We start from the raw sequence: 22,519 nt of genomic DNA on the forward strand, positions 1-22,519 counted from the left end.
CGAAGCCGGAAAGAGCACATAGCCATCACCGGCACGATCGTCACTCAAAATCCTCGGGAGATACACGCATGGATGGGCGGAGAGTTTTCCGTGAAGGTCGACATCCTGACCGCGGACATCGCGTCTCGGCCTGTCTCAGTCTGGTGCTATGTCGAGGAGTATGACGTCGAGGACGAAAGCCGCGGCCTTCGACTGCGAGAAAAGATCACAGGCCGCAAGGTCGAGATGTATGGGAAGACCAAAGAGCACCTGATCAAGTTCCTTTCCAGCCCGATCTTCACCGGCGCAGACAAGCACATGCCCAATCTCTACCAGAAGGACGGCTACTGCGATTACGTGCTCGTTTCTGGCGGGACCACCGTGGACTCGTATGACGTGCTTCTCTTCGAAGACGACGACCAGCTCACCTACTTGCTCGGCCCGACACTTGATACCGCGTACCGGGACGCCTTCCGGAAACTAGAAGAGGAGTCTGCGGCCGCGATGCACGCGCGTACCGCCAGGACCCACTTCGAAGGAGGCCGATACCGCGAGGCCGTGCTCTCGGCCCGTCTCGCGGTCGAAATGGCCTGCGGCGGCGGCGGTCCCGCAGTGAAGCGTCGGCTGGCTGATGCTCCCCAAGCCATCTCTGCCGCGGCTGAGGCCCTTTACACAACGCGACACGTCGCCGTGCACGAGGGTGGTACCCGCGTCGAACAGCCGCACGCGTTGCAAGCGATCAACGCGATGAAACGTATCCGTGACCACCTGGACTCCGAGAGCCCTGCTTGACCGGCCGATGCGCGGTCGCCGAAGCTAGCGGCCAGCTACCAGGTTCGCAATGGACTGATCCAGGTGAGGGTTCTTTGGATCAAGGCCACTAGAAAACTGCTTCCCCTGCTCTCCCACTAGGCCGTGCTGCCATCCTCGGAAAAGGGTGTGCCACCAGCGCATCACGCTGAGGAGCAGCCGCTGGCGACCCTCAATGAGGGTCTCTTCCGTCAGATCCGCCCATCCACCGCATTCCGTGACCGCGCGATGCTCGGCTTCCTCCCAGGATGCCCACGGCGGATCATCCATACCCTTTCGCCCTCGCAACGCGTCGAGATCGCGATACCTGCCCGAAGTCGCTGACCACCGATCTAGCGCGAGCAGAACATCTCCCCAGTAGGGGTCGGAGAGAACCTCCTCGACGAGACCTCGCACGTAAGGCATTGCTGTCCGAGATTCGACCAGATAAATGTCTATTACTCTCGCGTTCAGTTCGCCAAGCGCATGCCCAGAAGCTCCTGATCCGAACCTCGCGTCCACTTCTCGACCGTGGCTCTCTTCGTTGAGCCAGAACGTGACCTTGAGGACACGCTCTACCCCCTGTGACAGCTGCGTGAAGGCGCCGCCAGGCTGGCGGGCCTGCCACCTCGGGCTCGCAACTTGGTTCAGTCCGAGGGCAAGCAGCTCCGTCGCCGTGGTGAGCTCGCTCGCAAGATGTAGCGCACGCATCACCTGGTCACTTGGGCGGTTCACCATACGAGCAGACTATCTGCCGAGACCCCTCGCTCGGAGCTTGACCGCAGGTCAGGCTGTGGCCGCCTAAGGACCACTTCGTTTCGGGAAGAGTTCGTTCGCTTAGCAATTTCAGCAGGGCTGCGGAGGTGACCAGGGCGATTTGCCCGACGGCGCGGGCTGATCCGTGAGGTGATCTGACTGGTCGAGACTCATGTGCAGGACGGTAACAGCGCGACCGGTGAAATAGTCGTACGTGTCCTCGGGTCTCCGGCGACATGACTCTCCTGGTGCGGACGCGGAACGCGTTGCCGAGGCCGGTGGCGGCAATCAGGTCGGCAAAGGTGACTGGCCAGCCGTCGCGGCGCTTCTCAATCCAGACTGTATGGCCGCCGGTTGGCGGCGAGAGCCGATCGAGGTGGTGCTCAACCACGCCGACCGTGGTGCTCAGTCACACCAATCGCGCCACCGCGCACTAGTGCTCAAGTGCACCGAACGTGGTGCGCACGGAAACGAATATTCAGCGGAGTGTCCAGCAAGGATCGTGAGTTTCGAAGCCGGATCTACGAATGGGTAGGCGAGGCGACCGTCATCAGCGTTCAAATTGAGTCACAGATGAAGCGCCTACTCAGTCTGGTTGACGGTGGAGATGCAGGCTCATTCGTCGAGGTCGAGCCCATGTGGTCAGAGGTCGCGGAACCGCTGCGCGCCGCGGCAAAGGAGTTGGCAGCAGCAGAGCCGGCGGTTGCTGTTAAATCGATTGATTCGGCGGAAACCCAAGTTTTGGCAGCGCTTCTATGGGCCGATCAGCATCACGTCGCGTAGGCACGAAATCCCATCGTTCATTCAACCTGGTGGGACTTCGCCGACACAGGTGCCACTCGGTCAAGGTTCTATCCCGACGGTGAGAGTGAGTTTCAGTTTTTGGACTGAGCGCGCCCTAAGGACGACTGCAACAACTTTTGGGACTTCAATGAGATGCTCGATCGGATTGTCGGGGACGAATGGCCAAGGCTTTACCTTCCTCAAATCCTCGACGGGGTCGCGCATGGTTCAGCGAGTGCTGTGGAGACAAAAGGGTGAGCAAGTTCTCTGCTCCCGACGATGGTAGGGCTCATCCGGTTGCGTGTTGGCCTACTCCCCAAGCTGGACATATGTACGGATTTCTCTCCGTGCGCCGGGTCCTGTGGTACCAAAAGTTCTCGAAGCCAGCGGCGTGTTGGGCAATGACATCTCGCTCACCGACGACTCGCGATCAAAACGGCATACCCCGTTCGGCCATGTTTTGCATAGCCTGATCTTGAGCGAGAAAAACACCAGCGATGTTTCCCGCCAGATTATTCTGTTCCACGCGGGTTAGATCGGCCCAACGTGGGCGCTGCCCAGCAGTGGCCGTCGATTGCTGATCTGCCAGACACCGAGCGGTCTCGTCTACGAGAGCCACCCGGAAAGGGGGCCAATAATCGCGCCAGCTTGACTCAGCCATTCTGCACTACTCCACTGTTTTACTGTTTTAACGGATCGCGCCGCGGAGGCGCCAGACGATCACGACCACCGAAGCATTGACGAGCGCCGTCTTGACGTCGCCGACAGTCGGCCGCAGGCATCGGGTTGCGGCAGCACACGTTCAAGACGATTGACGCAAGGCGCTGCGTTCGACTGAACGTTCGTATGGCCTCCAAAATTATGCCACATGGATTAGGCCATCTCGATTGACCATCACCGCGAGCCTTGAACAGTGGCAAAGCGGACCGAGGTAGATGATGACGCTTGGTGCGCGTACGTTGCTGAACTGGCTACCAACCTTCGACGTCTCCGCCTGTCCGCGGTCTTGAGCCAGGAGGATGTCGCATATCGCGCGGGGTTGACACGGTACACCTACCAGAAGTACGAGAAGGGCGAGTCTGCGCCTGGGAGGCCTGCGAATCCGACGATACGGACCTTGCTTGCGATCGCCCAGGTACTCCAGGTACCACTTTCGGACATCCTGCCAAATGAAGTCCCGGACCTGAGGCTGCGCTGAACAATCGAACTATTGCTGGTTTCTTTGCATGGCTTCTGCGGGATACTGCGGGGGAGAAAGTCATAGTTTCGGCTACCGTCCCTTCTGCTCCAGTGGAGTTGGAGGGGAGAATCGTGGGATTCTTCTACTAGAGCGGACGCTCTGTTCACGCCGAACCAATGGGCCCGCGTGGCATTGCTCGAAGGATGGAAGTCTAATGAGACACGCGTCGGTCGCAGCTGACTTACAGCGACTCGGATGGTTTTCGACCCCGCTTCGTAGACCAATCAACTGACTTGAGTGACGTTCTCGCAGTTGGCCCATCGTGCCCCTGGGGTACCGAGCAGAGCCAACGCCCAAGAATGGGCTGCAGCCGGGGCACGATATTTCGCGTGCGTTACACGAGCCGGGCCTGGGTGCGAAAGTGCCGTCAAGCCGGCACTTCACACGCCTGCTCAGATCGGTTGCGCCCCGGTATTGATCCCGGACCCCTGCCTCACAAGCGCCATCCCATCCTGGCCTGGCCCTAGTTCAGCCAATATTCGGTCGCTCGAAGGGGCTAATCGGGCTTTCGCGGTTTTGGCCGCAGCTCGACGATGTCGGGACTATCTCTGGGTCGCCGGGCTCCCTCAGATTGACCTCCCCCCAAAGCCGAGTCACTTGATTCTTGATCTAGCCAATCGTCCAGGTCGCCGTAGATCCCATCAAAGATGTTCTCGATCATGCGAGCACGGTATTGCTTTTTCACGACCTGAGCAATGTCCCCGTCCCGCGAATACTTGAATCTCTCTGGATTCGGGCATGTCTTCTCAGACAGAACTCCCGGGGATGACTGTAGGTGGCGTCGCTCACTTCGACGACCGTGGAATTGGGTGATGTCTGTCCTGACTCTTGACTCCCGACATCTGACACTTTTTGTCACCACGGATAAGATGGCCGCGAATCCGTGCCCGTGCGGGCAGTACGGCGTCGCCGGCCTCGAGTGCTCGTGCCCGCCGAGCGCCCGGCGGCGGTACCTCGCCCGCATCTCCGGGCCGCTGCTCGACCGGATCGACATCCAGTTGCACGTGAACCGGATCACGGCGGCCCAGTTGCGGCTCGCCGCCGAGGAACCACGCCTGACGAGCTCCGCGGCGCGGGAACGGGTGATCCAGGCCAGGGGCGCCGCACGGGAGCGCCTCGCCGGCACACCCTGGTCGCTCAACTCCGCGGTGCCCGGTTCCTGGCTCCGCGGCAGGCACCTGCGCCTCGACCGGGCGACGACGGCCGCGCTCGATCGAGCACTGGAACGCGGTGGCATCACCATGCGCGGCTATGACCGGGTGCTCCGCGTCGCCTGGTCGATCGCCGACCTCGAGGGCGCCGATCTGCCCGGTGTCGAGCAGCTCGGGCAGGCTCTCTACCTGCGCACCGGCTAGAGCCGGACATCCACCGACGGAAGGACAGGACGCACGATGCCATTCGAACCCGATGAGACCACGATGATGGACCTCGCGACCGGCGTGCGCCCACCCGGGGCCGCCCTGACCGCGGAGCTCGCGGCCGAGCTGCACGCTCGCGCGGCCTGGTCGTGCATCAGCGAACCCGGCGATGGGACCGCAGGTCTCGTCGTGAGGGCGCTCGGCGCCGTTCCCGCCTTGCGCCTCGTGATCGAAGCCTGGTCACCTGACCGTGTTGCCCGGGAGCTCCTCGCCGCGGGGGTGGAGCAGGGAACGGTCGTCGCCGCCGGACTCGACCGCGCCCTGGAGCGCTGGCGCCCGCGGCTCGATCCTGTCGTCGTCATGATTTCGCTTCGGCAGGCTGCGCGATCGGGCGCACGGCTGGCTATCCCCGGTGACCACGACTGGCCGGCCGGGCTCGAGGACCTCGGGGTACACGCCCCGCTCGCCCTCTGGTGGCGTGGCCCTGCGGATGCCCTCGGCGCGTTCCGGGAGTCGATCGCCCTTGTCGGCGCCCGGGCCGCCACCCGCTACGGCGAGCACATCGCGATGGAAGCCTCCGCCGGACTAGTGGACCGTGGATTCGCGATCATCAGCGGCGCCGCGTACGGGATCGACGGGATGGCGCACAAAGCGGCGCTCGCGAGCAGCGGTCGAACCGTGGCGTTTCTCGCCGGGGGAGTGGACCGGCCATATCCGAGCGGACACGTCGACCTCCTCGAGCGGATCGCTGGGGAGGGCGCCGTCATCTCCGAGCTCCCGTGCGGGGCCGCGCCCACCAAGTGGCGGTTCCTGCAGCGGAACCGGCTGATTGCCGCGACCAGTCTGGCCACCATCGTCCTGGAGGCCGGATGGCGGTCCGGATCGCTCAATACCGCCGGCCACGCGGCCGCCCTCGGGCGGCCGCTCGGCGCCGTTCCCGGCCCCGTCACCTCACCGGCGTCTGCCGGGTGTCACCGGCTGATCCGCGAGTACGACGCCGTCTGCGTGACGACGGCCGCCGAGATGGCGGAACTCGTCGCCGAGCACCTGGTCCAGGTGCCTCTGGACTTTCCGGAATCAGATACGGAAACGGAACGCGGGATCGCGGGCGGCGGGCGCACCAGTGAACAGGTGCGGGTCTTCGACGCCCTGAGCGGCCGGTCCCCACGCGAAGTCGGCGACCTCGCCCGCCGCGCCGGCCTCTCCACCATGTCTGTGCGTGCCGCGCTCGGTGCCCTCGGGCTCGAAGGCGCCGCGCGCGAGCGTGCGACCGGCTGGGTACGGAACGCCTGAGCGCGCCGCCTGCACCCGTGCTGGGGGTGTCGAACTCCGCTTGATGATGGCTGATTCTCACTAGGCTGAACGCGAGACGGGGGGAGTCGTTGGCAGCCCTGACTCTGGGTGCGATGCGGGTCGGGACCGCGACTGTGTTGTCTGTGCAGGATTGATTGATCGCGTCGTTGCGTTCCGAACAGCACGACACGCGTGTGACCATACTCAAAACGGGGTGGAATTCAATGTTTGACGTCATGACAGATCCACAAGGAGGGCGCTGATGGCCGTTCCGAGGCCCTTCTGCTCATGGAAACGTTGCCTGGCAGTTGTGAGCGCGGGGGCTCTGTCGATCATCGCTCTCTCTGGCTGTTCTGCGCCGAGCGGCCGAGCCGATCAGACACTGCTGGAAGGTGCCCGGCACGCCCAGCAGGAAGTAACGTCACTCCTCGCGAACGTACCGGTGGAGTGGTTGCAGGCCAATGCGACCGACGTCCCCTTGAACAATTCCTCCTATTGCGAGAGCGTCATCGACACCGGGCCATCGGGAAGCGCGGCATGGACATATGGACTCGGCTATGACCTGGTCAAGCCGATGCCCAATGAAGAGCTTCTGAAACTTTTGGCCCCGACGGGCGACGGGTGGGTTTTGCGTCCCGAGCAGACGATCGCAGGCCTCACGAAGGACCCCAGCGTCGTGAACCTCTACTACGACGGACCCGATGGTATGACGGTGAACGTCCACCTTGACGCGGAGCGCGCCACGCCACCCAGGATCTTCGTCGGCGCGACGAGTCGGTGCATCCGCAACGGCGACACCGGTCCGGGCACGTTCCCGGCGCCGACACCGACGTCGATCCCCATGCCTACTGCAGCACAGTGACGTCAGGGCCACCCTGATTGCCCGCTCCCGCGGCTGGTCCGGATAGCTCGCCGCTGGATTGGGGGCAGGGCCAAGCTGGAACCAAATCCAGATCCAGAACCGATGAGACGTAGCTCGACGACCAGTCGAGTTCTCAGCGCTGACCGGGACCTTCTTTCTGGGATCATGCCTCTAGACTCAGGGTGCAAATACGTGGGGGTCGTGAGAACGGACAAACATGACGACGTATTCAGGGCACGAGAAGCGGGGCGGAAATCGATGTTCCTGCGGCCCGATCAGTCGAATCCTGTCAGTACCAAGAAGCCGAGAATCTTGAGTCTCTACTATGACGGACCCGATCTGACCGTCAAGGTCTACCTCAACGCTGAAGACAGCACGAGTCCCCGAATCGAGGTGGGCGCAACCACTCGATGCATCCGCAACGGTGACACCGGTCCGGACACCTTCCCTACCCCTACGCCGTCTTCTCTGCCCACGCCAGCGTGAACGCCTGGGCGCCAGGACAGAGGGAATGGTGGGTGTCGTCCTGCAGTGTCAGCAGATCGATGGACGGCACCGATCTGCCGGCTGCGGAGCGTCAGCCCTGGTACAGGCCCGCCGGCGTCTCCTCGCCGTCGTGGCCTGCGGTTTCGCACGCCCGCCGTACGGCCGCGAGGGAGTCTGCGACGTCGGCGGCATCCGTCGACCAGTTGCTGACCGAGATACGCAAGACCTCGCGGCCGCGCCAGACGGAACCGGACATCCAGGTGGTGCCCTGGTCGAGGAGCAGCTCGGTCACGCGCCGGGTGCGGGCGTCGCTGCCGAAGCTCACGCACACCTGCGTGAAGACCACCTCGTTGACGACCTCGGCGCCGGGAATATGCCCGAGGCCCTCGGCGAGGGAACGGGCGTGACCGGCGAGGCGCTCGACGAGGTCGATCGTGCCGGATCGCCCGAGCGACCGCAGTGCAGCCCACACCGGGATGCCGCGGGCCCGGCGGGAGAGCTCCGGTACCTTCTCGAAGGGGTCGCCCGGGCCGTCGGTCGCCGGCTGCAACAGATAGCTCGTGTGCACGCCGAACACGGACCGGACCGTCGCCGGATTCGCGACGATCGCGATCCCGCAGTCATAGGGCACGTTGAGGGTCTTGTGCGCGTCGGTCGCCCAGGAGTCGGCCCCCTCGACGCCCGCCACGAGCGTGCGGTATTTCGGGCTCGCCGCGGCCCAGAGGCCGAACGCACCGTCCACATGCACCCAGGCATGGTGCTCCCGCGCGACCCGGATCGCCGCCGTCATCGGATCGAAGGCACCGGAGTGCAGGTTCCCTGCCTGGAGACAGACGATGGCCGGCCCCTCACCCTCCTGCATCGCGGCCGCGAGGGCGCGAGGGTCCAACCGGCCCTGCGCGTCGGCCGCAACGGCGATGGGTTCGCCGAGGCCCAGGTAGCGGAGTGCGAGGTCCATCACCGCGTGCCGCTCCTCGCCCACGAACACCCGCACGCGCGGCGCCCCGGACAATCCGTCCCTGCTGAGATTCCAGCCCACACGCTCGAGCACCCACTGGCGCCCGGCAGCGAGTCCGACGAAATTGGCCATCGTGGCCCCGGTCGTGAATCCGACGTCGGAACCGTCCGGCAAACCGAGCAGATCGAGGACCCACGCTCCCGCGGCCTCCTCGGCAGCGGCAGTCGCGGGCGTCGCGAAGCGCATCGCGGCGTTCTGGTCCCAGGCGCTGACAAGCCAGTCCGCGGCCAGCGCCGCAGGGAGGGTGCCGCCGATCACCCAGCCGAAGAACCGACCCGACGGCATGGCCATCAGGCCGGGTTCGGCAAGGGCGGCCAGCTCGTCGACCACGGAGGCCGCGGCGGTGGGGGACTCCGGAAGCGGGCCGGAGAACAGCTCGGCGAGGGTGTCGGCGTCGGCGCGCGGACCCACCGGGCGGGTGCCGAGCGAACCGAGCCACGCGAGCGCGTGCTCTCTGGCCCGTCCCAGTGGCTCGTCGTATGCGCCGGGCTGAGCTGACATGGGGCCATGGTAGTCCGGGCCGTCCGCCCCGACCAGTGCCCCACCTACCGTCGGCCGCCGCCACCGAGGTGTCCCGAATTCAGGAGATCCGCCGGATCGCGGCGGGCCGGCCGCACTGGTCCGCGGGCAGGCTTGGGTCATTGGCACGATTCTCCTGAATTCGATACGGGGGCGACGGCCGAAGCGCGAGATTCGCGCTAGAAAGGGGCATGGCTGAATACCTGAACGCTAAGACTGACGGCTCGGGACGGGAGAACGGCGTGCGCGCCGGAGTCGCCGAAGCCGCGCACTTCGGCGACGAGCGCACGACAATCCTGGGATTCCTGCAACGCCAGCGTGACCTCGTCGCGTGGAAGGTCGGCGACGCCGCGGATGCGGAGCTCCGGCCGGTCGCGACGCCGAGCGGCATGACCGCGCACGGCATCGTCCGGCACCTGATGAACGTCGAGCGGTCCTGGCTGCGCGACGTTTTCGCAGGCCAGGACGGGCTGACCTTCGACTGGACAGACGCGGATCCCGACGGGGAGTTCCACGTGCCGGCCGACGTGACCATGGCCGAGCTGCTCGCCGACTACGCGGCCGAGTCCCGCCGCTGCGACGCGATCATCGCGGCGGCCGCCTCTCTCGACGCCGTCTCGGTGCGCCGCAGGTTCAGCCTGCGCTGGATCCTGATCCACCTGGTCGAGGAGACCGCACGGCACCTCGGTCACCTCGACCTGCTGCGGGAACGCGCCGACGGCAGCGTCGGGGAAGACCCGCAGGACTGAGCGACGCGGCCGGGGCGCCGGGGGAGTGTCAGTGCCAGGCCCTAGTCTGGAGCGGACGAAAGGTGAGCCATGAGCGGTGTTCCAGTGGGCCAGGTCCAGTTGGGCCAGTACGGACCGGCGAGTCACGTCATCGCGCACATCAGCGACACGCACTTCCTCGGTGTTGATTCACACGGTGCCGGCCTGCCCCTTTATGGCACCGTCGATACCGACACCCCCGTGCACGAAGCCCTCGCCCAGCTGGAACGCTCCGGCCAGCCGATCGATGCCCTCGTCTTCACGGGTGACATCGCCGACACCGGCGAAGCGGATGCCTACCGGCGCATCCGAGACTTCGTCGAGTCCGCGGCCGACCGGCTCGGGGCCCGCGTCATCTGGGTGATGGGCAATCATGACAAGCGGGCGCCCTTCCGCAGCGAGCTGCTCCGCGAAACCGGGCACGGGGCATCCGCTGCCGCACCCGTCGACGCGGTGCACGACCTCGACGGACTCCGCCTGATCGCTCTCGACACGAGCGTTCCCGGCTACCACCACGGCGCCCTCTCCGCCGAGCAGCTGGCCTGGCTCGCCGAGGTTCTGCGCGAGCCCGCGCCGCACGGCACGCTTCTCGCCCTGCATCACCCGCCGATCCCGACCATGGTGCCCCTGATGAGCCTGCTCGAACTCAGGGACCAGGCCGGCCTGGCCGAGGTCATCGCCGGAAGCGATATCCGCGGCATTCTCGGCGGGCACCTGCACTACGCCACGACCGGGCTCTTCGCCGGCATCCCGGTTTCGGTGGCCGCGGCCACCTGCTACACCATCGACCCGAGCGCGCCGGCCCGGGAACTCACGGGTGTGCGCGGCGGCCAGTCGATCAACCTCGTGCACGTCTACCCGGAGAGCGTCGTGCACTCCCATGTCGTGCTCGGCGACTTCGACCCCGCGACCCGCTTCGACTCCGAGTTCCTGGCCCGCATCGAGGCGATGAGCCCCGACGAGCGGACCGAGGCCTTCTCACGCCAGGCGTGAGTGTGGCGGCAGGCAGCGGGCGGATGCCTCTCACGGCCCTTCTCGAGGACTTCACCGTCTACCTGGCCGCGGAGCGTGGCTTCTCGCCGAACACCGTCCGCGCCTACCGGACGGACCTCCGCGGTCTCCTCGCCTTCGCCGCCGAACGTGGGGTCGGCGACACCGACGGGCTGTCCCTTGACCTGCTGCGCGACTGGCTGTGGGTGGCGACCCAGGCCGGTCTCTCCCAGGCGACGATCGCGCGAAGGTCCGCCTCGGCCCGGAGCTTCACGGCCTGGCTGACCCGAACGGGCGTGAGCCCGCTCGACCCGGCCGTGCGCCTGCGCTCGCCCAAACCGGGCCGGACCCTGCCCCGGGTGATCAACCGGGCGCAGATGCAGGCACTCCTCGACCATCTCGAGCTGCGCGCCAGGGCCGGCGGCCCGCACGAGTTGCGCGACCAGGCCATCGTCGAGCTGCTCTATGCCTCCGGGCTGCGCGTGTCCGAGCTCGTCGGACTCGACGTCCCGGATGTCGATCTCTCCCAGCTCACCGTGCGGGTGACCGGCAAGGGGTCCAAGGAACGCGTCGTGCCCTTCGGTGTCCCCGCGCAGCGTGCTCTCATCGCCTACCTGGAGCGTGCGCGACCGATACTGCTCGCGGCCACGGAGGAACCCTCCGGGAACATCGCCGGGAGCACCGCCGGACGCCCCGCCGCGCTGTTCCTCGCGACCCACCGGCGCCGCATCGGAGTGCGAGCCGTGTACCGGCTGGTCGCCGGACTCCTCGCCGAAATCCCCGGCAACGGGCCCGCCGGGCCGCACGCGCTGCGGCACACCGCCGCCACCCACCTCCTCGACGGTGGGGCCGACCTGCGCGCCGTGCAGGAACTGCTCGGACACGCGAGCCTCGGCACGACCCAGATCTACACCCACGTCTCCGCAGAACGATTGCGGCAGAGCTACCAGAACGCCCACCCGCGAGCCTGAGCGCCGCCGCCTCGGAGCCCGTCGTCCTGGAGCCCGTCGTCCTGGACGACGGCGTGCCACAGTTCCTGTTCGACGGGGCTCCTCAGGGAGGCGTCCCGCCGCCTGAGCAGGGCGGCCGACTCCGTCGGAAGCAGCACGGCGCGCGGGACGCCGCCCAGGTATCGCATCGGCGACACGTACCGGCCGGAGATCCGCGCCCCGAGGTGTACGCAGGCGCCACCGCAGTGGCCACCGGTCGCGACGCGGCCGATGAGCTGGCCGCGTTGCACGGAATCCCCGGGTGCGACGAGGGCCGTGACCGGTTCGATGCTCGAGACGAGTCCGCCGCCGTGGGCGAGAGCGATCGCGGACCGGTCCACGACGATCCCGGCAAACGTCACGGTGCCGTCCGCGACGGCATACACGGGGTCGCCGGGGTATGCGGCCATGTCGATTCCCCGGTGCCCTCCGGCGTATTCGGAGACGGGCGCACGAAACTCCCGGAGGACAGGATGCGGCAGGGCGAGCGGCCACGCCCACGCCGACGCCTCCGGTCCCGCCGGAGTAGGAGTCGGCGTCGGAGTCGGCGCGGGCATCGTGTTCGATATCGGCTGGCGCTGGGCCCGTGGTTCGTCCTGGCCGGCCGACGCGGGAGCGACGGCGAAGCAGGCCAGGAGGGCGGCGACCAGGGCGACGGCGGTGCGGCGGTGAATCGGCATGCGCCCAGACTCCGGCTCGCGGCGGCGAATCGATCGTGTGCGGGCGGGGTGGTGCAGAAGCCGTGAACGACGCAGCCTGGTGAGGACGAGCCGAGGGGGACATCCACTCACCGAACCGCGGAGAGCTGGCTGGAACCGGGTTCGCCGGGTGCTAAAGTTATGGCAGCAGCGCTTCGTGCGCTGACTACGCGTGCCCATTCGGCCAACACCCCCATTCGGTCCGGCTTCCTCGGAAGCCAGGCGGAGGTGCGCCGGGCACCAGGAGTCGTGATCGACCGATCAGGACACGAACCGATTGGCGTTTTGCCGCGTACGCGGCGCGCCGGACAAGGAGTACGGCTCATGGCCGTCGTAACCATCCGCCAGCTGCTCGACAGCGGCGTGCACTTTGGACACCAGACCCGCCGTTGGAACCCGAAGATGAAGCGATTCATCTTCACGGAGCGCTCGGGCATCTACATCATCGACCTGCAGCAGTCCCTCGGCTTCGTCGACAAGGCCTATGACTTCGTCAAGGAGACCGTCGCCCACGGCGGCACGATCCTCTTCGTCGGCACCAAGAAGCAGGCGCAGGAATCGATCTCCGAGCAGGCCATCCGTGTTGGCCAGCCGTACGTCAACCAGCGCTGGCTCGGTGGCCTCCTCACCAACTTCCAGACCGTCTCCAAGCGTCTGGCCCGCATGAAAGAGCTCGAAGAGCTCGACTTCGAGGACACCGCCAAGAGCGGGTTCACGAAGAAGGAAATGCTCATCAAGAAGCGCGAGCTCGTCAAGCTGCACAAGAGCCTCGGTGGTATCCGCAACCTGACGAAGACGCCGTCCGCGCTCTGGGTTGTCGACACCAACAAGGAGCACCTCGCCATTGACGAAGCCCGCAAGCTCGGCATCCCCGTCATCGCGATCCTCGACACCAACTGCGACCCCGACGACGTGCAGTACCCGATCCCGGGCAACGACGACGCCATCCGTTCCGTCGGCCTGCTGACCCGCATCATCGCGGACGCCGCAGCCGAGGGCCTGATCCAGCGCCACGCCAAGCCGGAGGCCGAAATCGAGCCCCTCGCCGCCTGGGAAGCCGAACTGCTGAAGACCGAGGATGTCGCCGCAACCGACGCCACCCCCGAGCAGTCCTCCGCCGAGACCGCTGAGGTCGCCGACGCCACCGTCGCCGCCGAGCAGGTCGTCGAAGAAGCAGCCGACGTGGCAGCCGTTGTCGCCACCGACGCTCCCGCCGAAGAAACCAAGTAAGGAACCCGGTATGGCCAGCATCAGCCTGCAAGACGTCAAAGCCCTCCGTGAACGCCTCGGTACGGGCATGGTCGACACCAAGAACGCCCTCGTCGAAGCCGACGGCGACATGGAGAAGGCCGTCGAGATCCTGCGTCTCAAGGGTGCGAAGGGCAACGCCAAGCGCGCTGACCGTTCCACCTCTGAGGGCCTCGTCGCAGCCAAGGAAATCGGCACGACCGCAACGTTGATCGAGCTCGCGTGCGAGACCGACTTCGTCGCCAAGGGTGTCAAGTTCGGCGCCCTCGCCGAGAAGGTCCTGGACGCGGTTGCCGCTGCCGGTGCCACCTCGGTCGCGGAAGGCCTGGCCGCCCCGGCCGGCAGCCAGACCGTCGCCGAACTGATCGATGGCGAAGCCGCGATCATCGGTGAGAAGTTCGAGCTGCGTCGCGTCGCATCCGTCACGGGTGAGAAGTTCGCGATCTACCTGCACAAGACCAGCAAGGACCTGCCCCCGCAGGTCGGCGTCGTTCTGGGCTACTCGGGAGAGGACGCTGAGACCGCACGCAGCGTCGCCCAGCACATCTCCTTCGCCAACCCGGAGTACCTCGACCGCGAGAACGTCCCGGCGGACCTCGTCGAGGCCGAGCGTCGCATCGTCACCGAGATCTCGAAGAACGAGGGCAAGCCGGAAGCGGCACTGCCCAAGATCGTCGAAGGCCGCATCCACGCCTACTTCAAGCAGGTCGCCCTGCTCGAGCAGGACTACGCGAAGGACAACAAGCTGTCCGTCGCGAAGGTGCTGAAGGATGCCGGTCTCACGGTGTCCGGATTCGCCCGTTTCAAGGTCGGCGCCTAGGCAATAGGCTCGAAGCGATAACGATGGAGACCGGCTTGCTCGTGCAGGCCGGTCTCCATTGCTGTGTCCGCATGGAGTCGGCACGCAGTAGTTTTAGATCAGGTACAACGGAAGGACCCCCAGGGCATGTCAGATTCGGGTAAGAAGCGCAGAGTCCTTCTCAAACTCTCCGGCGAGGCGTTCGGCGCGGGGAGCCTCGGCGTGAACCCGGATGTGATCAGCTCACTTGCCCGGGAGATCGCCGAGGCCGCACAGACGGTGGAAATCGCCGTCGTCGTCGGCGGCGGCAACTTCTTCCGCGGCGCTGAGCTGTCCCAGCGCGGCATGGACAGGGGCCGGGCCGACTACATGGGCATGCTCGGCACCGTCATGAACGCCCTCGCCCTCCAGGACTTCCTGGAACAGGCCGGAGCAGAGACCCGCGTCCAGTCCGCGATCGCGATGACCCAGGTCGCCGAGCCGTACATTCCGCGCCGGGCCGAACGCCACCTCGAAAAGGGACGCGTCGTCATTTTCGGTGCCGGTGCAGGCCTGCCGTACTTCTCCACGGACACCGTCGCCGCGCAGCGTGCCCTCGAAATCGGCGCTGACATCGTCCTCGTCGCCAAGAACGGCGTCGACGGCGTCTACTCGGACGACCCGCGCACGAACCCGGACGCGGAACTGATCCACCACCTCACTTACCAGGACGCCCTGCAGCGGGGCCTGAAGGTCGTCGACTCGACAGCCTTCAGCCTCTGCATGGACAACGGGATGCCGATGCAGGTCTTCGGAATGGCGCCACAGGGCAATGTCACCGCCGCCATCCTCGGAGCCGATCTGGGAACCCTCGTCTCCAACTAAACTTGTCGATGTCACCTGCGGTCGAAATGGCGCCAGGTCGAAGTCCCCAGGTCGAAATCACCCAGGTCGAAGCCTCAATGAAGGAGTTACCGTGATCGCGGATGTTCTGTCCGATGCAAGCGCACGAATGCACAAGGCCCTCGAAGCCGCCAAAGACGATTTCGGGACCGTGCGCACCGGGCGGGCGAACCCGCAGATGTTCGCGAAGATCCTGGTGAACTACTATGGCTCCCAGACCCCGCTCGAGCAGCTCGCGTCACTGCAGAACCCGGAAGCACGCACGCTCCTGATCGGACCGTACGACAAGGGCGCACTGCGCGACATCGAGCAGGCCATCCGGGACACCCCGAACCTTGACGCCAACCTCGGAAACGACGGCAACGTCATCCGGGCGACCCTGCCGGAACTCACGGCGGACCGTCGCAAGGAGTACGTCAAGATCGTGCGGACCAAGGCAGAAGACGCCAAGATCTCCGTGCGCAACCTGCGCCGCAAGGCGAAGGACGAACTCGATGCGCTGAAGAGCGAAGTCGGTGACGACGATGTGGCCCGGGCGGAAAAGGAGCTCGAGCAGATCACGAAGACCCACGTCGACGCGATCGACACCGCGCTCAAGCACAAAGAGGCCGAACTCCTCGAGATTTAAGGGCGGAGCCAGCGTCATGACGCACGAGCCACGCGACGAAACCGGAGACAGTGCACCGGTGCCGCCCAAGAAACCCCATGGGTCCGGCAGCTCGGAATTCCGGGCACAGGTGCACGCCGCCCGTACCGACATCGAACGCCAGATGCAGTCGACCCGCGCAGACATCGAACGTCAGATGCAGGCGACGCGGGCCCAGCTGGATGCCACGAACGAGCGGATCGCGGCCCGAACGGGACGTAACCTCATCCTGGCGACCCTGATCGGCCTCGCGCTCGGCCTGTTCATGCTGGTGAGCCTGATCTTCATCAAACAGCTGTTCATGGTCTGCGCGGCCGCGTTCGTCGGGTTCACGGCTTTCGAGCTCGCGCAGGCCCTTCGGCAGTCCGGGCGTAACGTGCCGCGGATCGCCGTGGTCATCGCCGCGATTTCCGTCGTCCCCGCCGCCTTCTACTGGGGAGCGAGCGGCCAGTTCCTCGTCACCCTCGCCGGAATCCTCTTCATCGGTCTCTGGCGGGTGGCCCTGCTGCTCAGTCCGGCGCACCGGGGGACCCCGCGCTCGGTGTTCGGTGACATCGGCGCCGGTTTCTTCATTCAGACCTACGTCGTGTTCCTCGGCAGCTTCGCCGTGCTGCTCGCCGCCCAGCCGGACGGGCAGTGGTGGACCCTCGCCTTCCTGCTCCTGGTGATCTCCAACGACACCGCGGCGTATGCGACCGGGCTGTCCTTCGGCAAGCACCGCATGGTGCCGACGATCAGCCCCAAGAAGACCTGGGAAGGCTTCGCGGGCGCCGGCCTCGCCTGCCTGATCGTCGGCGTGGTTCTGGCCGTGTTCATGATCGGGGAACCGTGGTGGTTCGGCCTGATCTTCGGACTCGTCATTCTGTTGAGCGCCACCTTCGGTGACCTGGCCGAGTCGCTGATCAAACGCGACCTCGGGATCAAGGACATGAGTTCCTGGCTTCCCGGCCACGGTGGCTTCCTCGACCGGATGGACTCGATTCTTCCTTCAGCGGCCGCAACGTATGCGTTGTACCTGATCTCCCACTGACCCGGAACGGACCCCGGCCGGGGGCACGCTTTCGACAGGGGCCTCGCCGTGGGGCAGAATGATCCAGTGAGCACCACATTCCCCCGGGCCGGCAAGAAGACGCTCGGCTACAACGTCACCCAGGTCGACGAGTTTCTGGCGAGTGCGCGTCGTGCGTACGATGCGAGCGCCGACGCCGAACCGATGACGGCCGAAAGCATCCGCCACACCGCGTTCTCGATGCAGAAGGGCGGCTACTCGTCCTCCCATGTCGACGCGGCCCTGGAACGTCTCGAAGACGCGTTCGCCGTGCGCGATCGCGAGCGGGAGGCGGGAGCCAACGGCACGCAGGCGTGGCTGGAAAGCGCCAGGGGCCGCGCGCAGGAGCTCGTCGACCGCCTGGGACGCCCCGCAGGGCACCGCTTCAGCCGGGTCAGCTTTCTGAGCGTCGGGTACAACCGAGCGGATGTCGACCGATTGGCGAACAAGGTGATCAAGTACTTCGAGGACGGTTTCCCGATCACTGCGGACGACGTGCGTTCGGCCGTTTTCCGTCAACAACGCGGGGGATATCGCGAAGTGCAGGTCGATGTCGTGCTCGACAACGTCGTCGACGTCATGCTCGCCGTTCGGTGAATCACGCACCGTTATCTGGCTGTTATCCGAAATCTGGGTTAGGCTCGAGAAATCGTGGGAAGACACCTAAGCGTAATTGAGTCCGGAAATGCCACCACTCCGACCATTCGGAGGGTCAGGAAGCCCCGACCGCGTGCCCGTGTTCTGTTCCTGTTCGCCTTCACTGCTGCCGCGGCCTTCGTCCTCGTGACGATCGTCGATCCGTACTCCGGCGCGACGGCGTCCCCGTACTTCCAGTCCGCCGGTGGTCGCTTTGCCGGCCAGGCCACGCAGGTTGTCCAGGTCAACGGCACGTACGCGAACACGATCGTTCGTGAGTCGTACACCGTCACCGTGAAGCCCAAGCCGGTCCCTGTGCCCGTCGTTGCGGCCAAGGCTTCGACCAAGTCGAACTCGAGCTCCTCGGCACCGACGGCGGCCGTCGCGAGCCCCGGTTCCGCGCAGGAATACGCCGCCGGCGCGGTCGCCGCACGCGGCTGGGGCGGAGACCAGTACAACTGCCTCGTCTCCCTCTGGAACAAGGAATCCGGCTGGCGCGTCACGGCGGAGAACGGCAGCGGCGCATACGGCATTCCCCAGGCGCTCCCCGGTTCGAAGATGGCGTCTGCGGGCGCCGACTGGGCCACGAACGCGGGCACCCAGATCGAATGGGGCCTCGGCTACATCACCGGCCGCTACGGCACCCCCTGCGGCGCCTGGGCGCACTCGGTCGACTCCGGCTGGTACTAGACCTCCGCACCCGCAGGGCGCGATCGTGGCGCCCGTCGTGCCCGTGCGTGTCCGCGCCGACGTAGACTGTCCCAATGCCACGCAGCAATCATCCGAGGGGTCGCAGGCCCGGTTCGGACGATTCCGGCGATGACGAGACCCTCGACCGGATGCGGGCAGGGTGGCGTCGCACCGAGGAACGGCGAGACGGTCTCTGGACCGTGCAGCCCGTGACGGCGGTCCGGGCGACGAAGAGTTACGTCTGCCCCGGGTGCAGTCTCGAGATCGCCCCGAAGACTCCCCACCTCGTCGCGTGGCGTGCGGATGGGCTCATGGGCGAGGCCGCCGACCTCGCCGGCCGCCGGCACTGGCACAACCACTGCTGGAGAATCAGATGATGCCGGTCGACACCGGCACGAGGGAGACACCGTGAGTTCCACCGTCACCGAGATCCGGGGCGGCGTCGAACTGCCCGCCCGTCGTGAGCACATCGAACTGCACACGAGCGACGGACTGACCCTGGTCGGGGAACTCGCCCTGCCGCTCGACCGCGAGCCGGTCGCGACACTCGTGACGCTGCATCCGCTGCCGACTCACGGCGGATTCATGGACTCGCACATCCTGCGCAAGGCAGCGGGGCGCCTGCCCGCCCTCGCCGACCTCGCCGTGCTGCGGTTCAACACCCGGGGGACGACCTCACCGCGCGGGACGAGCGGCGGCAGCTTCGACCACGGCAACGCCGAACGGCTCGACGTCGCTGCGGCCATGGCGTTCGTCGCCGAGCGGAAGCTCCCCAACCCGTGGCTGGTCGGCTGGTCCTTCGGTACCGAGCTGGCGATCAAGTACGGCCTCGAGCAGCCGATCGTCGGGGCGATCCTGTTGTCCCCGCCGCTGCACCGGGCGACGGATGCGGAACTGGCGGCCTGGGCGGGCAACTCGCGCCGGCTCGTGGCCATCATCCCTGAGCACGACGACTATCTGCGGCCCGACGCCGCCAGGGAACGATTCGCGAGCGTCCCGGAGACCCTGTTCATCGCCGTCGACGGGGGCAAGCACCTCTGGGTGGGGGAGACCCAGACCAAGCGCATCCTCAACGAGATCGTTGCCGTCGTGAACCCGGCGGCCGCGCCGCTGCCCACCGAGTGGCTCGGCTGAGCGACCTCAGAGCCCGGGTCAGAGCTCGTTCTGGCGGGGAATCACGACCTGCTTGATGATCATGAGCACCGCCGCGGCGACGGGGATCGCGATGAGCGCGCCGAGGATGCCGAGCAGTGACCCGCCCGCGAGAGCCGCGACGACGACCACAGCGCCGGGCACCGACACGGCGCGGCGCATGATGTTGGGGCTCAGGACGTAGGCCTCGACCTGCATGTACACGATGTAGTAGATCGCGGCGACCAGGGCGGTGAGGGTCGAGCTGCCGATGCCGGGGATCAGGCACGCGAGAACGATGATCACGGAGCCGCTGATCGTGCCGACGAGGGGGATCAACGAACCCAGGAACGCGATCACCGCGAGCAGGGCGGGGAAGGGGGCGCCGATGATCGACAGGAACGTGAAGCTCAGCACGCCGTTGCACGAGGCGAGGGCGGCCTGCCCCACGACGAAGCGGCCGACGGATGTCGTGATCTGCTCGCTGAGGTCGGCGAACCGTTCCCGCTTCGAGGCAGGCACCAGCTGGTAGGTCGCGGTCTTGAGGCTGTGCAGCGAGGCGGTGAAGTAGAGCGACAGGATCACGATGATCAGCGCACCGAAAAGCCCACTGACCACGGCGAGCCCGGACTGGATGATCGCGGTGGTGATCGTCGTCACGTTGGTGCTCACGTAGTCCGTGATCGACTTGACGATCCCGGAAACGGGGAGCGCGGGGAACTGTTTCTGGATGTCCGACAGGAACGTCGACGTGTTGACGGAACGGACGAGCTCGGGAATCGCCTGAGACAACTTGGTGATCTGATCGACGATGATCGGGACGATCGCGAAGATGACGCCGGTCAGGACCCCGATCACCGCGATCAGGACGGCCAGGATAGCCGCCCAGCGCGGAAAGCCCTTCTTCTCGAGCCAGGACACCGAAGGGTCGAGGCCGAGTGCGATGAACAGGGCGGCACCGATGTAGGTGATGATCGTCTGCAGACTGACGATCGAGCTCAGGATGAGGATCCCGACCCCGACCCCGAGGGTTCCGATCAGGCCCAGGCGGAATGCGTTCTGGATTTTCACGGGGATCTCCTCGGAGTGGGGGCGGTAATCAATCGTCCAGTGCTGTGACCTTTTCCGCCTGCGTGAGGAGGCCTCGCAGGCTCTCGAAGTAGCCGGCGACCGAGTCGCGCTCAATCCTAATCTGGGAGAGGCGCTCTTCTGCGTCGGCGACGAGTGCGCGTGTCCGCTTTTCCGCCTCGGTGATGAGTGCCGTGGCGCGGGACTCCGCGTCCTGCACGATCTGCTCGGCATGGGCTTCCGCGGCCAGGCGGGCCGTCTTGGCCTCTGCGCGGGCGCCGGAGTCGAGCTGCTCGTTCAGCGCGCGCAGCTCGAGGGTGCGCTGGTTGGTCTCCGCGAGCTGCTTCGTCGCATCGTCGAGGAACTTCTGGGTCTGGGCGACGGCCTCCTGGTGGCGGGCCAGATGTCCCTGCTCAGCCTCGTCCCGGCGGGCCTTGAGCTCGACGTCGAGGTCGGCGCGGGTCTGGTCGATGTCGCGGCGCAGCCGGGCCTGCTCGTGCTCGCCGCGCTTGCGCTCGGCCGTGAGCTGATTGTCGAGGTCGATCCGGAGCTGTTCGCCGTCTGCGGTGAAGTCCGCACGCACCTGTTCGTTTTCCCTGGCGAGGTCGGCGGCGGCCTGTTCGGCCCGCGCGGCCTGAGCGGCTCGTGCCTTCTCGAGTTCCTGGGCGAGGGCGGCGCGCTGGCGGGCGATTTCCCGAGCGAGTTCGGTCTCCGCCTGTTCGCGTTCGATGCCGAGGTCTATGCGGGCCTGGTCGATCTCGCGGGCGAGGTCGGTGCGGGCCTGGTCGATCTCAGCGGCCAGCGCGTTGTGGGCCTGCTCGGTCTCGTGGGCGAGGTCGATGGCGGCCTGCTCGGCCTCCTGGGCGCTGTCGAAGCGGGCCTTTTCGGTCTCGGCGGTGAGGTCGATCCTGGCCTGCTCGGTTTCCCTGGCCAGGTCCGCGCGCTGCTGGTCGAGTTCGAGGGCGACCTCGGCACGGGTGAGTTCGGTTTCGCGCGTCAGCCCTGCGGCGATTTCACGGGCATCCGTTGCTTCGCGCTGCGCGACGACGCGGACCTCCGCGGCCTCCCGCTCTGCTTCGGAGCGGATGGCGGCGACCTCGCGCTTGACGGTCGCCCGGAGCTCGGCGGCTTCCGTGGCGACGGCACCGCGGATCGCGGCTGCCTCCTGCACCGCGTCGCCGGTGACGGTCGTGTAGTCGTCGTGGGCGCGTGCGAGCAGGTCGTCGGCTTCGGCGCGGGCGTCGTCGAGGAGACGGCTGGCCTTCACATTTGCGTCGGAGAGGGCGCGCTCAGCGCGCTCCGTCGCCTCGCGGCGCAGGGTGTCGACCTCGCTCGCGGCGGAGGCGCGGAGGCGCTCAGCGTCGATGTCCGCCTGGGCGATCACCCGGGTGGACTGTTCCTCGGCGACCCGCAGGGTGTTCTCGAGTTTCGTGCCGAGCCCGGAGAACGTGGGGCTGCCGACCTCTTCGATTTCGGCGTTCAGGTCGTCGATGTGCGCGGTGAGGCGCTTGATTTCCTTGTTGGCTTCCGTGCCCTGGCTGTTCGCCTGAATCAGATCACGACGCAGCCCCTGAATGGCCCTGTCGACCTCTTCTTTGTCATAACCACGGAAAACCTGGGTGAAATCAGCTTCGTCGATCGCCACACTATCTCCTTGTATTGGAACTCTGACCCCGCATTTAGTCCGTCCACGGGGGCCATGATAATTTTAGTGGGTTGACGCGGTGGTTGTGCGTCCCGTGTACAGGGGTCTATTAGGCAGCTTTCAGGACGAGACAGTATCGTGGAATGTCCTGTCTGCTGCTTCCCGGACCCGCTCCGGGTTCGGGCACCCGTGTGTGCGG

23 protein-coding genes are annotated in these 22,519 nt (G+C 66.3%); 18 read left to right on the forward strand and 5 right to left on the reverse strand.

The features are described 5' to 3' along the window. The first annotated feature begins 90 nt into the window (after window positions 1–90). Window positions 91–771 (forward strand): hypothetical protein, encoded by a 681-nt coding sequence (locus MQH31_RS05835; protein WP_243011280.1) that lies wholly within the window; start codon window positions 91–93, stop codon window positions 769–771. A gap of 24 nt (window positions 772–795) precedes the next feature. On the opposite strand, the gene MQH31_RS05840 is transcribed toward MQH31_RS05835, so the two are convergent. Next, window positions 796–1,506 (reverse strand): hypothetical protein, encoded by a 711-nt coding sequence (locus MQH31_RS05840; protein WP_243011281.1) that lies wholly within the window; start codon window positions 1,504–1,506, stop codon window positions 796–798. A 504-nt stretch (window positions 1,507–2,010) separates the two neighbouring features. On the opposite strand from MQH31_RS05840, the gene MQH31_RS05845 reads away from it, so the two are divergent. From MQH31_RS05845 to MQH31_RS05865, 5 genes are all read left to right on the forward strand, one after another. After that, window positions 2,011–2,307, forward strand: coding sequence for a hypothetical protein (locus MQH31_RS05845; protein WP_243011282.1), 297 nt, complete (start codon window positions 2,011–2,013; stop codon window positions 2,305–2,307). Window positions 2,308–3,220: 913 nt separating this feature from the next. Continuing rightward, the gene (locus MQH31_RS05850) at window positions 3,221–3,505 is read left to right on the forward strand and encodes a helix-turn-helix transcriptional regulator (protein WP_243011283.1); all 285 of its coding nucleotides are present in this window, start codon (window positions 3,221–3,223) and stop codon (window positions 3,503–3,505) included. 911 nt (window positions 3,506–4,416) lie between these two features. Beyond that, window positions 4,417–4,902, forward strand: a complete 486-nt coding sequence (locus tag MQH31_RS05855) for a magnesium chelatase subunit ChlI family protein (protein WP_243011284.1) — start codon at window positions 4,417–4,419, stop codon at window positions 4,900–4,902. Between the two features lie 36 nt (window positions 4,903–4,938). Next, window positions 4,939–6,198 (forward strand): DNA-processing protein DprA, encoded by a 1,260-nt coding sequence (gene dprA, locus MQH31_RS05860; RefSeq protein ID WP_243011285.1) that lies wholly within the window; start codon window positions 4,939–4,941, stop codon window positions 6,196–6,198. A gap of 262 nt (window positions 6,199–6,460) precedes the next feature. After that, entirely contained in the window at window positions 6,461–7,060 is a 600-nt protein-coding gene (locus MQH31_RS05865; RefSeq protein ID WP_243011286.1) for a hypothetical protein, read from the forward strand. Between the two features lie 577 nt (window positions 7,061–7,637). On the opposite strand, the gene MQH31_RS05870 is transcribed toward MQH31_RS05865, so the two are convergent. Continuing rightward, on the reverse strand, window positions 7,638–9,065 hold the full coding sequence (locus tag MQH31_RS05870; RefSeq protein WP_243011287.1) for a pyridoxal phosphate-dependent decarboxylase family protein: 1,428 nt from the start codon (window positions 9,063–9,065) through the stop codon (window positions 7,638–7,640). Between the two features lie 209 nt (window positions 9,066–9,274). On the opposite strand from MQH31_RS05870, the gene MQH31_RS05875 reads away from it, so the two are divergent. From MQH31_RS05875 to MQH31_RS05885, 3 genes are all read left to right on the forward strand, one after another. Further along, window positions 9,275–9,832, forward strand: coding sequence for a DinB family protein (locus MQH31_RS05875; protein ID WP_243011288.1), 558 nt, complete (start codon window positions 9,275–9,277; stop codon window positions 9,830–9,832). Between the two features lie 69 nt (window positions 9,833–9,901). Further along, window positions 9,902–10,843: a phosphodiesterase gene (locus tag MQH31_RS05880; RefSeq protein WP_243011289.1), complete on the forward strand. Its 942-nt coding sequence runs from the start codon at window positions 9,902–9,904 to the stop codon at window positions 10,841–10,843. Between the two features lie 23 nt (window positions 10,844–10,866). Continuing rightward, the gene (locus MQH31_RS05885) at window positions 10,867–11,811 is read left to right on the forward strand and encodes a tyrosine recombinase XerC (protein WP_243011290.1); all 945 of its coding nucleotides are present in this window, start codon (window positions 10,867–10,869) and stop codon (window positions 11,809–11,811) included. Here MQH31_RS05885 and MQH31_RS05890 read toward each other — a convergent pair. Then, complete coding sequence (locus MQH31_RS05890; protein ID WP_243011291.1) at window positions 11,784–12,509, reverse strand: M23 family metallopeptidase; 726 nt, start codon at window positions 12,507–12,509, stop codon at window positions 11,784–11,786. The two genes, MQH31_RS05885 and MQH31_RS05890, sit on opposite strands and share 28 nt — an antisense overlap. A 342-nt stretch (window positions 12,510–12,851) precedes the next feature. Here MQH31_RS05890 and rpsB point away from each other — a divergent pair, with 342 nt between their 5' ends. The 9 genes from rpsB (at window position 12,852) to MQH31_RS05935 (ending at window position 19,610) form a co-directional block, all read left to right on the forward strand. After that, a complete protein-coding gene (gene rpsB, locus MQH31_RS05895; protein ID WP_243011292.1) occupies window positions 12,852–13,757 on the forward strand; it encodes a 30S ribosomal protein S2 in 906 nt (301 codons plus the stop codon). A gap of 10 nt (window positions 13,758–13,767) precedes the next feature. Continuing rightward, window positions 13,768–14,595, forward strand: coding sequence for a translation elongation factor Ts (gene tsf, locus MQH31_RS05900; RefSeq protein WP_134532309.1), 828 nt, complete (start codon window positions 13,768–13,770; stop codon window positions 14,593–14,595). A 126-nt stretch (window positions 14,596–14,721) separates the two neighbouring features. Next, a complete protein-coding gene (gene pyrH, locus MQH31_RS05905) occupies window positions 14,722–15,438 on the forward strand; it encodes a UMP kinase (protein ID WP_134532307.1) in 717 nt (238 codons plus the stop codon). 91 nt (window positions 15,439–15,529) lie between these two features. Beyond that, entirely contained in the window at window positions 15,530–16,084 is a 555-nt protein-coding gene (gene frr / locus MQH31_RS05910) for a ribosome recycling factor (protein ID WP_134532305.1), read from the forward strand. Between the two features lie 16 nt (window positions 16,085–16,100). Next, window positions 16,101–17,132, forward strand: coding sequence for a phosphatidate cytidylyltransferase (locus tag MQH31_RS05915; RefSeq protein ID WP_308196424.1), 1,032 nt, complete (start codon window positions 16,101–16,103; stop codon window positions 17,130–17,132). A gap of 66 nt (window positions 17,133–17,198) precedes the next feature. Then, complete coding sequence (locus MQH31_RS05920) at window positions 17,199–17,747, forward strand: DivIVA domain-containing protein (RefSeq protein ID WP_243011293.1); 549 nt, start codon at window positions 17,199–17,201, stop codon at window positions 17,745–17,747. A gap of 186 nt (window positions 17,748–17,933) precedes the next feature. Beyond that, window positions 17,934–18,476 (forward strand): aggregation-promoting factor C-terminal-like domain-containing protein, encoded by a 543-nt coding sequence (locus MQH31_RS05925; protein ID WP_243011294.1) that lies wholly within the window; start codon window positions 17,934–17,936, stop codon window positions 18,474–18,476. A 74-nt stretch (window positions 18,477–18,550) separates the two neighbouring features. Next, window positions 18,551–18,853 carry an Rv1322 family protein gene (locus MQH31_RS05930; RefSeq protein WP_243011295.1) on the forward strand — a complete coding sequence of 101 codons (303 nt, stop codon included), beginning with the start codon at window positions 18,551–18,553 and terminating at the stop codon, window positions 18,851–18,853. Between the two features lie 31 nt (window positions 18,854–18,884). After that, window positions 18,885–19,610, forward strand: coding sequence for an alpha/beta hydrolase (locus tag MQH31_RS05935; protein ID WP_243011296.1), 726 nt, complete (start codon window positions 18,885–18,887; stop codon window positions 19,608–19,610). Between the two features lie 18 nt (window positions 19,611–19,628). Here MQH31_RS05935 and MQH31_RS05940 read toward each other — a convergent pair whose 3' ends face one another. Both MQH31_RS05940 and MQH31_RS05945 read right to left on the reverse strand, forming a co-directional pair. Then, entirely contained in the window at window positions 19,629–20,678 is a 1,050-nt protein-coding gene (locus MQH31_RS05940) for an AI-2E family transporter (protein WP_134532298.1), read from the reverse strand. Window positions 20,679–20,706: 28 nt separating this feature from the next. Further along, window positions 20,707–22,320, reverse strand: coding sequence for a DivIVA domain-containing protein (locus tag MQH31_RS05945; RefSeq protein WP_134532296.1), 1,614 nt, complete (start codon window positions 22,318–22,320; stop codon window positions 20,707–20,709). Window positions 22,321–22,519: the final 199 nt, after the last annotated feature.

The organism is Cryobacterium zhongshanensis (assembly GCF_022760445.1).
In the GTDB taxonomy this organism is placed as follows: domain Bacteria; phylum Actinomycetota; class Actinomycetes; order Actinomycetales; family Microbacteriaceae; genus Cryobacterium; species Cryobacterium algoricola.

Coding starts and splice junctions, on each gene's coding strand:
- MQH31_RS05840 (WP_243011281.1), bottom strand. CDS start 1,506: ATGGTGAACCGCCCAAGTGACCAGGTGATGCGTGCGCTACATCTTGCG.
- MQH31_RS05855 (WP_243011284.1), top strand. CDS start 4,417: ATGGCCGCGAATCCGTGCCCGTGCGGGCAGTACGGCGTCGCCGGCCTC.
- dprA (WP_243011285.1), top strand. CDS start 4,939: ATGCCATTCGAACCCGATGAGACCACGATGATGGACCTCGCGACCGGC.
- MQH31_RS05865 (WP_243011286.1), top strand. CDS start 6,461: ATGGCCGTTCCGAGGCCCTTCTGCTCATGGAAACGTTGCCTGGCAGTT.
- MQH31_RS05870 (WP_243011287.1), bottom strand. CDS start 9,065: ATGTCAGCTCAGCCCGGCGCATACGACGAGCCACTGGGACGGGCCAGA.
- MQH31_RS05875 (WP_243011288.1), top strand. CDS start 9,275: ATGGCTGAATACCTGAACGCTAAGACTGACGGCTCGGGACGGGAGAAC.
- MQH31_RS05880 (WP_243011289.1), top strand. CDS start 9,902: ATGAGCGGTGTTCCAGTGGGCCAGGTCCAGTTGGGCCAGTACGGACCG.
- MQH31_RS05885 (WP_243011290.1), top strand. CDS start 10,867: ATGCCTCTCACGGCCCTTCTCGAGGACTTCACCGTCTACCTGGCCGCG.
- MQH31_RS05890 (WP_243011291.1), bottom strand. CDS start 12,509: ATGCCGATTCACCGCCGCACCGCCGTCGCCCTGGTCGCCGCCCTCCTG.
- rpsB (WP_243011292.1), top strand. CDS start 12,852: ATGGCCGTCGTAACCATCCGCCAGCTGCTCGACAGCGGCGTGCACTTT.
- tsf (WP_134532309.1), top strand. CDS start 13,768: ATGGCCAGCATCAGCCTGCAAGACGTCAAAGCCCTCCGTGAACGCCTC.
- pyrH (WP_134532307.1), top strand. CDS start 14,722: ATGTCAGATTCGGGTAAGAAGCGCAGAGTCCTTCTCAAACTCTCCGGC.
- MQH31_RS05915 (WP_308196424.1), top strand. CDS start 16,101: ATGACGCACGAGCCACGCGACGAAACCGGAGACAGTGCACCGGTGCCG.
- MQH31_RS05930 (WP_243011295.1), top strand. CDS start 18,551: ATGCCACGCAGCAATCATCCGAGGGGTCGCAGGCCCGGTTCGGACGAT.